The following is an 8,931-nucleotide window of genomic DNA, read 5'->3' on the forward strand; positions in this document are numbered from 1 at the left end:
GATTGACGCTGGGGCCAGGGTCGCGCAGCACACGGTCCTGCTTGAGCGCGGCTTCACTGAGCAGGCCCATCACCAGCTCGACGTCGCTGTCATAGCTCACCGACACCACGGTGGACTGCAGCACCTGCGTATCGCTGAGCGAGAGGTTTTCAACACGGCTGCTGATGAACATCTCGTTGGGCACGATGGATTCGCGCCCGGACGGTGCACGCACCACGGTGTAGCGCGCATTGATATCGGTAATGCGCCCTTCAAAGGTGTCCACCCGCACGTTGTCACCGATGCGCACACTGCGCTCGGCCAGCATGACAAAGCCGCTCACGTAGTTGGCCGCCAGCTTCTGCAGGCCAAAGCCCACACCCACGCCTACCGCGCCGCCCAGCACCGACAACGCCCTGAGGTCAATGCCCACCGACGACAGCGCCAGCATCAGGCCGACAAACATCAGCATGGCACGCACCGCATTGCTGACAGCCTTGCGCAGGGAGAGCTCGTTGCCGGTGRCCGAACGCAGCAGGCGCGCCTCGATGGCCGAAGATATCCACAAGGTGATCAGCAGCACCACACCGGCTGTCACCGCGCCTTCAAGCATGGTGCGCACCGACAACGTCGAGTTGCCGACCTTCCACTTGATGTCGTCGAGCTCGTCAAGTATCACAGGCAAGAAGCCGCTGACCCACAGCACCATGGCGATCCAGGCCAGCCAGGAGATGGTGCGCTCCAGGGCCCRCACCAGCGGTGCGTCCTTGAAGGCCACCTGCAGCACCTTGACCCCCAGGCGGATCACCGCCAGCGACAGCAGCACGGGAATGGCTACCTTGAATACCGCCAACGGAAAGGTCCTCGCCAAAAGGACCTGCACCGCATTGGCAAAGAAAAGCAGCAGCAGCGGAAACAGCACGCCGTCAATCACGCGCCGCCCGAAAAGGATGGAAGTCCCATCGACCGCCATACGTGCGCGGCCCGCCATGCGCACCACCAGCCAGGCCAGCAACGCGCAGGAAATCAGCGCGGCCAGCTCCGTGAGGGCGGTAGGCTGGGCCAGTGCCGCAAACCAGTCATCCAGCGCATCAATGCGGACGGGAGGAGCAGAACGGGTCGTCAGGGCGCCGGCGCTGGCCATTGGGGTTTCCTTTTTTCGATGAAGGCCTGCACACCTTCCTGTGCCGTGGCATGGGCCATGTTGCAGGCCATGGACTGGCCCGCCAATTGGTAGGCGGCCTCGATGCCGGTTTCACGTTGCTGGTAAAAAAGCTCCTTGCCCATGGCGAGTGCTTCGCGCGGTTTGGACAGGAGCGACTGCAAGAGTTTTTCGACTTCGGCGTCCAGCGAATCCAGCGGCACGACACGGTTGACCAGCCCGCGCACGCGCGCTTCGTCGGCCGTGATGAAGTCTCCCGTCATCAGCATTTCCATGGCCTGCTTGGCGGGCATGTTGCGCACCAGCGGCACGCTGGGCGTGGCGCAAAAGAGGCCCACATCGATGCCATTCACGCCAAAAGTCGCATTGCTGGAGGCCACCGCCAGATCACATTGGGCCACCAGCTGGCACCCGGCCGCGGTGGCCAGGCCCTGCACTTGCGCAATCACCGGTACCGGCAGCCTCTGGATGCTGAGCATCATGCGTGTGCACTGCGCAAAGAGTTTCTGGTAATAGGCCAGCTCAGGCCGGGCCCGCATGTCCTTGAGGTTGTGGCCGGCACAAAAAGCCTTGCCCTCGGCGGAGATGACCACCGCTCGCGCCGAGCTGTCGGCCGCGATCGAATCCAGCGCAGCCTGCAATGCAGACAGCACGTCTTCACTGAGCGTATTAAAAGTGGCCGCCCGGTTCAGCACCAGGCGGTGGACACCGCGCGCGTCATGCGTGTGAAGCACGGGAGCCGAAAGCTCAGCAGATACGGCACTCATGAATGCCCTACAAATCGGCCAGGACGCGAATATGCGCTTCCACGCTGCGCGCCAGCGCATTCAGGTTGTAGCCACCTTCAAGCGACGAGACGATACGGCCTTGCGAATGGCGCCTGGCGACGTCCTTCAGGCGCTGGGTGATCCAGGCGTAGTCCTGCTCGACCAGTCCCATCTGGCCCAGGTCGTCGTCGCGGTGCGCATCAAAACCGGCGCTGATGAAAATCATCTCGGGCTTGAATTCTTCCAGACGCGGAATCCACGCCGCTTCTATCAACTCACGCACCGCCATGCCCTTGGTATAGGCCGGCACGGGCAGATTGAGCATGTTGCCAGCGTGGTTTTCGGTGCCGGTATAAGGGTAAAACGGGTGCTGGAAAAAGCTGACCATCAGAACACGGTCGTCGCCGCTGAGGATGTCCTCGGTGCCGTTGCCGTGGTGCACGTCGAAGTCGACAATCGCCACGCGCTTGAGGCCGTGGCGCTCCAGCGCATATTTGGCAGCAACGGCGATGCTGTTGAAAACGCAAAATCCCATGGACCGGTTGTGGCAGGCGTGGTGGCCCGGCGGGCGCACCGCGCAAAACGCGTTCTCAAGCTCGCCGGACATCACGGCGTCGGTGGCCGCCAGCACGGCGCCGGTCGCACGCAGGGCGGCGTTCCAGGTGTGCGCATTGAGCGCGGTATCGGGGTCAATCTGCGCATAGGCCGGCCCGCCGGCCCTGATGTCATCGACCAGGCTGTCGCTCAGGCCGCGGATCGCCGCCACCATCATGCGGTCGTGCGCCAGCTCAATGTCGCCCAGCGCTGCCAGGGGGGCCTCGCGCGCGTCCAGGGCGTCCTTGACGCCGGTCGCCAGCAACCAGTCGTCAATGGCGTCGAGCCGCTCCGGACATTCCGGGTGGCCGGGGCCCATCTCATGCTTGCGGCAATCTGCGTGCGTGAAATAACCAGTCGCGTTCATGGGGGAAATAATTTGTAAAAAATTACGGTATGGTTGGCACCATGAAAGTCACAGAAAAACTCCAGGCACTTCTTGATCAGCTTAACACGGTCATCGTCGGAAAACCGGCGCAGGTACAGGACTGCGTGGCCTGCCTGCTGGCCGGCGGCCACCTGCTGATTGAAGACGTTCCGGGCGTCGGAAAAACCACGCTGGCCCATGCGCTGTCACGCTCATTCGGGCTGCAGTTTTCGCGGGTGCAGTTCACTGCCGACCTGATGCCCAGCGATTTGTCGGGTGTGTCGATTTACGAACGCCAGAAAGAAAGTTTTGTGTTTCACCCCGGGCCGGTTTTCGCGCAGGTCCTGCTGGCCGATGAAATCAACCGGGCCAGCCCGAAAACCCAAAGCGCCCTGCTCGAAGCCATGGAGGAAAAGCAGGTCACGGTCGAGGGCGAAACCCGGCCCCTGCCCCTGCCGTTTTTCGTGATCGCCACACAGAATCCGCACGACCAGCTCGGCACCTACGCCCTGCCCGAGTCCCAGCTGGATCGCTTTCACATGCGGATTTCGCTGGGCTACCCTGACCGCGCCGCCGAACGCGAATTGCTGCGGGGCGCCGACCGCCGCGACATGCTCGAAAAACTGCCGGCCCTGCTGGCGCCGCACGACCTGCTGGAGCTGCAGCAGATGGTGGCGCAGGTTCACGCGTCGGAGCCGCTGCTGAACTACCTGCAGGACCTGGTCACGGCGACCCGTTCAGGCCGCTGGTTTCTGCAAGGCCTCAGCCCGCGCGCGGGCATTGCCATCATGCGGGCCGCCAAAGCACAGGCCTTCCTGAGCAAGCGGGACTACGTGGCGCCGGACGACATTGCTGCCGTGCTGCCGCAAACCGCCGCACACCGGCTCATTCCGGTCAGCGACGCCGGCCGCGGCCCTGTGGAGCAGGTGCGGGCCATGCTCGACGCCGTGCCCCTCCCCTGAAGAAGATGGACACCCCCCGAAGCGCCTCCGGCGCCTCCCCCCCCGGGGGGCGCCACCAGTGGCCCGGCAAAGCCGGTTCCACGGCGGCCCGCGAATGGAATCCTTTTGCCTTCATTCGCGGGCGCTTCCAGAAGTGGTGGCAAAGCAAGCTGCCGTTCACCGACAGCGTGTCGCTGACCCAGCGCAACGTGTACATCCTGCCCACGCGGCCTGGCCTGATGCTGGGCGTGACGCTGCTGGTGCTGCTGGTGGCTTCCATCAACTACCAGCTCAACCTGGGCTACCTGCTGACGTTCCTGCTGGCCGGCAGTGCTCTGGTCGGCATGCACGTCTGCCACGGCACGCTGCGCGGACTCACTATGAATTTAGTAGCGCCTCCCGCTCACTACGCGGGCGCTACCGCCGCATTTGATGTAAAACTCATGAACGCCAGGCGTACCGCGCGCCATGGCATCGGGCTGAGCGTGCTGAACCCACACGATGTGGACACCAAAAAGGACGCCAAAAAGGGCGGGGAGCAGCACTGGGTGTGGACCGACGTGCCCGCGCAGGGCAGCAGCGTGGTGCAGGTGGCCTTCACGCCGCCGCGGCGGGGCTTGTACCGGCTGCCGACGCTGACCGCTGAAACCCGTTACCCGCTGGGCACCTTTCGCGTCTGGACGGTGTGGCGCCCGGCTGCCCAGATCCTGGTCTATCCGCAGCCCGAAGCCCACCCGCCACCGCTGCCGCCCGGCGAACCCCGCTCCGGCGGCGCAGCCTCGGCCTCACGGGCCCAGAGCACGGGTGAATTCGACGGCGTACGCGGTTACCGCCGCGGCGACCCCATGAAGCTGATCGTCTGGAAAAAAGCAGCCAAGGCCGATGAACAGGGCAACGGCCTGGTCGTGCGTGACACGCAGCAAGCCCAGCGGCATGAGCTCTGGCTGGACTTCATGAATGCGGGCTCTGCCGGTGTTGAACAAAAGCTTTCACGGCTGTGTGCCTGGGTGTTGATGGCCGACAAACTTGCGCTGGACTATGGCTTGAGGTTGCCTTCGCTGGAGATCAAGCCTGCCAGTGGGGAGGCGCATAAACGGCTTTGTCTGGAGGCGCTGGCGGTATGTTGATGGTTTCTGGGTTTGTCCGACTGGGGTGCCATTTGCTTAGGACTGCTAGCCGGGCAACCCCCGGCCAGCAATCGCAGCAAAGCCCGCGGCAATCGAGACAGCGCGAAGGCGGTCAGCAGGAGCAACAATGCTGACCCGCCTCAAAACCCTTCCCCGCGACGCCCGCGACACCCTGTTCCTGTTGCTGGTCATCGCCTGGGTGCTGCTACCGCAGGTGGGCAACCTGCCGCTGTGGTGCAGCGCACTGGCCAATACCGTGCTGGTGTGGCGCGGCTGGCTGGCCGTGCAGGCACGGCCGCTGCCGGGCAAGTGGTGGCTGCTGGCCCTGCTGGCCCTGACCATTGGCGCCACGCTGACGACGCACCGAACCCTGCTCGGCCGCGATGCGGGTGTGACTCTTCTGGTGGTGTTGCTGACGCTCAAGACCCTGGAGCTGCGGGCCCGGCGCGACGCCTTTGTGGTGTTCTTTCTCGGCTTCTTCTGCATGCTGAGCAATTTCTTTTATTCGCAGTCGCTGCTTACCGCCTTCAGCATGCTGCTGGGGCTGATGGGGCTGCTGACCGTGCTGGTCAATGCCCACATGCCGGTGGGCAAACCGCCGCTGCTGCAAGCCGCCAAAACAGCTGGATGGATGGCCCTGTTGGGCGCGCCCATCATGCTGGTGCTGTTTTTGCTGTTCCCGCGCCTGGCGCCTTTGTGGGGAGTACCGAGCGACGCCATGACCGGCCGCAGCGGCCTGAGCCCCAGCATGCAGGTGGGCACTATCGCCACCCTGGCACTGGACGACAGCGTGGCCATGCGCATCCGGTTTGAGGGCGGCAAGCCACCACCCCAGCGAGAGCTGTACTTCAGGGGGCCTGTGCTTTCAAACTTCGATGGGCGCAACTGGCAGCCGCTGCGCGCGTTCCTGCCATCGCGTTATGCCCTGCCTGCTAACCTCGAAGTGGCTGGTGCGCCTGTCAACTATGAAGTGACTCTTGCCCCCAATAATCAACCATGGATTTTCGTGATGGAGGCGGCCCCGCAGAGCCCCGACTTACCCGGATACCGCAATACCATGGAGGCCGATCTCCAGTGGTTCACCAACCGGCCTGTCACCGATCTGGTGCGCTACAAGGCCCAGAGCTATCCGATCTTCAAGCATGGGCCGCGCCAGCAGGTGATCGGCCTGCAGGAATTTGTAGCGCTGCCGGCCGGCTTTAATCCCCGCACGCTGGCGCTCGCAGCCGAGATTCGCCGCGACCCGCGTTATGCGGCGGCAAATACCCGCACGCTGGTGCAAGTTGCGCTGGAACGGCTGCGCACCGGGGGCTACGTTTACACGCTGGAGCCCGGTGTGTACGGGCAACACACCGCCGACGAATTCTGGTTTGACCGCAAGGAAGGTTTTTGCGAACACATCGCCTCGGCCTTTGTCATCCTGATGCGCGCCCTCGACATTCCGGCGCGCATCGTCACCGGCTACCAGGGCGGCGAGCTCAACAGCGTCGACGGCTACTGGATGGTGCGGCAAAGCGACGCGCATGCCTGGGCCGAAGTCTGGCAGGCAGGTGAAGGCTGGGTGCGCGTAGACCCGACCTCAGCAGTGGCGCCGGGACGCACAGGGGCGTTCCAGCGCCTGGCCGCACCGCAAGGCGTGGTGGCACAAGCCCTGGGCAACTTCAGCCCGACCCTGACGGCGCAGCTGCGCGCCACCTGGGAGGCCGTGAACAACGGCTGGAACCAGTGGGTGCTGAACTACACCCAGGGCAAACAACTCAATTTGCTGAAAGACATCGGCTTTGAGTCCCCCAGCTGGGAAGACTTGAGCTATGTGCTGATCGGCATCGTGGTGCTGGCCGCCCTGGCCGGCGCGGCCTGGACGCTGTGGGACCGTGCGCAGCACGACCCCTGGCTGCGCCTGCTGGCCCGCACACGCAAGCGGCTGGAAAAGGCCGGCCTTCACAGCACGCCCGCCACCTCGCCCCGCCAGCTGGCGCTGGAGGTGCTGGGCCGCTACGGCAAGCAAGGTCAGGCCCTGCATGACTGGTTGATGCGCCTGGAGCACCTGCGCTACGCCGCCGTACCGGCAAGCGGCGGTAAAGCGGCGCTGCAGCTTCATGCGCTCAGGCAGGAGTTCGACCGGCTCGCCTGGCCCGCTTAAAATCGGTCCAGCCCTCTCCGCTCACCCCTCGTCATTCGATCACCCCCTTCATGCGCCTTCAACGTTTCGGATTTGCTCTCTTTTTGATAGCTTCTTGCGCAGGATCAGCCTGGTCTGGCGAGGGAAATAACATCAAGAAACGCGTGGCCGCCAAATCGGCGCCGGCGCAAGGGCCGCTGTATTCGACCCGCCCCGAAGCCATGCAGTTTGCCGACGACATGGCCGCACGCCGCGACCTGGACCCCGACTGGGTGCGCGATGCGATCGGCCAGTCGCGTTACAACGCCACCGTGGTGCGGCTGATGCAGCCGCCAGCCAAGACCTTTGTCAAAAACTGGCGCGTCTACCGCAGCCGCTTCATCGACCCGGTGCGCATCGAGGCCGGTAAACGGTTCTGGCAGGAAAACCAGCAGACACTGGAGCGTGCCGAAAAGGAATACGGCGTACCCGCCGAAATCATCGTCGGCATCATCGGCGTGGAAACCATCTACGGCCGCGACACCGGCAGCTTTCGCGTGATGGATGCCCTGACCACGCTGGCCTTCGACTTCCCGGCGAACCACCCGCGCGCCAAAGAACGCAGCGAATTCTTCAAGGGCGAAATCGAGCAATTCCTGACCCTGCAACACCGGCTTGAGGCCAGTCCCTTCGACGCACGCGGCAGCTTCGCGGGCGCCATGGGTATGCCGCAGTTCATGCCTTCCAGCCGGGTCAAATATGCGGTGGACTTCGACGGCGATGGCAGCATCGATCTGACAGGCAGCCCCGCCGACGTGATCGGCTCGGTCGCAAGTTACTTCAAGGCCTTCAACTGGCAGCCGGGCATGCCCACACATTACCCCGTGAGCTTCGACAAAAGCCGGCTCGACATGGACGCCCTGATGGCGCCGGACATCCTGCCCACATTCAGCATCGAGAGCTTCACGGCCAAGGGCGCGGTCCTGGAAGGCCCTGCGCTGCAACACACCGGGCCGCTGGCGCTGGTGGAGCTGCTCAACGGCCAGGACGCGCCGCAATACGTTGCGGGCACCGAAAACTTCTACGCCATTACCCGCTACAACTGGAGCAGCTATTACGCGATGGCGGTGATTGAGCTGGGGCGGGAAGTGGCTGCGCGGGTCAGACAGTGAGGCAGAGGTGGTTGCCGGCGTGGATCCGAATGCAACTCCCTGGTTAAGTTCCGGCGACTGGTACGCGCAGCCAATAGCACTCGCCGACACCTGAGATTTCACGAACAGCGAAACCCTTTCTTTCGAGGACCCGGCGCAGCTTGAGATTCGGCGTGGCGCAATGAACCGCATGGACCCGCCACTCCACGAAAGCGAGGCCCTCGCGCTTTGCAAAGCGGCTTGCAAGGGCAGCCAGACTGGGCAAAGCACCCTCGCCTCCGCCATCAATATGCGCCAGCTCCATCAACAGCGTATCGCCCTGCACCTTGAATTTCCCAAGCATGTTGGCGCTGCCGGCCTTGAACACGAGCGGCTCATCGCGAAGCACCATGGCCTGAAGTTCATCGGTCGGCAGGTCCAGCACCTCATCGACCGTATACCCCTCGAGCAGAACTTGTGGCATAGCGTGTTCCTGCGGGTCCGGCATCAGCCTGTATTCTGCGAAGGCCAGCGATAGCTCAACACCGCCGCCAACGGATAAAAATGCTCGCGCACCTCGTCAAGCTGGTTGCCGCCCCACAAATACACATACTCCGCATCCACCCGGAGAACGAAGCCGACGTGGCCCTTCCAGCCGCCGGGATCTTCCCGCGACAGCACGGCGATGCAGCCGGGCACAGGCGCGCTGAGCGGCTCGCCCCAGTCCAGCCATGAACGCGCCAATGCCGACCCCGTCCCAGGG

At 63.9% G+C, this 8,931-nt stretch carries 9 protein-coding genes; 4 read left to right on the forward strand and 5 right to left on the reverse strand.

Translation table 11 applies throughout. From position 1 onward, the window contains the following. From AC1D1X_RS09155 to AC1D1X_RS09165, 3 genes are all read right to left on the reverse strand, one after another. Positions 1–1,123 (reverse strand): mechanosensitive ion channel family protein (locus AC1D1X_RS09155; RefSeq protein ID WP_477698166.1); only part of this gene is annotated, 1,123 nt, incomplete at its 3' end. Beyond that, a complete protein-coding gene (locus tag AC1D1X_RS09160; RefSeq protein WP_477671087.1) occupies positions 1,102–1,908 on the reverse strand; it encodes an enoyl-CoA hydratase in 807 nt (268 codons plus the stop codon). The genes AC1D1X_RS09155 and AC1D1X_RS09160, both read right to left, overlap by 22 nt. A 7-nt stretch (positions 1,909–1,915) precedes the next feature. Then, the gene (locus AC1D1X_RS09165) at positions 1,916–2,869 is read right to left on the reverse strand and encodes a histone deacetylase family protein (RefSeq protein ID WP_477671088.1); all 954 of its coding nucleotides are present in this window, start codon (positions 2,867–2,869) and stop codon (positions 1,916–1,918) included. 41 nt (positions 2,870–2,910) lie between these two features. On the opposite strand from AC1D1X_RS09165, the gene AC1D1X_RS09170 reads away from it, so the two are divergent. The 4 genes from AC1D1X_RS09170 to mltB all read left to right on the forward strand — a co-directional run bounded on the left by AC1D1X_RS09170 (position 2,911) and on the right by mltB (position 8,210). Further along, positions 2,911–3,831, forward strand: a complete 921-nt coding sequence (locus tag AC1D1X_RS09170; RefSeq protein ID WP_457278892.1) for an AAA family ATPase — start codon at positions 2,911–2,913, stop codon at positions 3,829–3,831. 5 nt (positions 3,832–3,836) lie between these two features. Next, a complete protein-coding gene (locus AC1D1X_RS09175) occupies positions 3,837–4,937 on the forward strand; it encodes a DUF58 domain-containing protein (RefSeq protein ID WP_477671089.1) in 1,101 nt (366 codons plus the stop codon). A gap of 127 nt (positions 4,938–5,064) precedes the next feature. Beyond that, positions 5,065–7,080, forward strand: coding sequence for a transglutaminase TgpA family protein (locus AC1D1X_RS09180; RefSeq protein ID WP_477671090.1), 2,016 nt, complete (start codon positions 5,065–5,067; stop codon positions 7,078–7,080). A gap of 50 nt (positions 7,081–7,130) precedes the next feature. Next, the gene (gene mltB / locus AC1D1X_RS09185) at positions 7,131–8,210 is read left to right on the forward strand and encodes a lytic murein transglycosylase B (protein ID WP_477671091.1); all 1,080 of its coding nucleotides are present in this window, start codon (positions 7,131–7,133) and stop codon (positions 8,208–8,210) included. Between the two features lie 43 nt (positions 8,211–8,253). Here the strand turns inward: mltB and AC1D1X_RS09190 are convergent, their stop codons facing one another. Both AC1D1X_RS09190 and AC1D1X_RS09195 read right to left on the reverse strand, forming a co-directional pair. Further along, positions 8,254–8,652: a hypothetical protein gene (locus AC1D1X_RS09190; RefSeq protein ID WP_477671092.1), complete on the reverse strand. Its 399-nt coding sequence runs from the start codon at positions 8,650–8,652 to the stop codon at positions 8,254–8,256. Between the two features lie 23 nt (positions 8,653–8,675). After that, positions 8,676–8,931 (reverse strand): C40 family peptidase (locus AC1D1X_RS09195; protein ID WP_477698167.1); only part of this gene is annotated, 256 nt, incomplete at its 5' end.

It is taken from the genome of Polaromonas sp. P1_G4, assembly GCF_056405475.1.

What these genes read in the sequence shown, in the direction of transcription:
- AC1D1X_RS09160 (WP_477671087.1), bottom strand. Translation starts at nt 1,908, where the DNA reads ATGAGTGCCGTATCTGCTGAGCTTTCGGCTCCCGTGCTTCACACGCAT.
- AC1D1X_RS09165 (WP_477671088.1), bottom strand. Translation starts at nt 2,869, where the DNA reads ATGAACGCGACTGGTTATTTCACGCACGCAGATTGCCGCAAGCATGAG.
- AC1D1X_RS09170 (WP_457278892.1), top strand. Translation starts at nt 2,911, where the DNA reads ATGAAAGTCACAGAAAAACTCCAGGCACTTCTTGATCAGCTTAACACG.
- AC1D1X_RS09175 (WP_477671089.1), top strand. Translation starts at nt 3,837, where the DNA reads ATGGACACCCCCCGAAGCGCCTCCGGCGCCTCCCCCCCCGGGGGGCGC.
- AC1D1X_RS09180 (WP_477671090.1), top strand. Translation starts at nt 5,065, where the DNA reads ATGCTGACCCGCCTCAAAACCCTTCCCCGCGACGCCCGCGACACCCTG.
- mltB (WP_477671091.1), top strand. Translation starts at nt 7,131, where the DNA reads ATGCGCCTTCAACGTTTCGGATTTGCTCTCTTTTTGATAGCTTCTTGC.
- AC1D1X_RS09190 (WP_477671092.1), bottom strand. Translation starts at nt 8,652, where the DNA reads ATGCCACAAGTTCTGCTCGAGGGGTATACGGTCGATGAGGTGCTGGAC.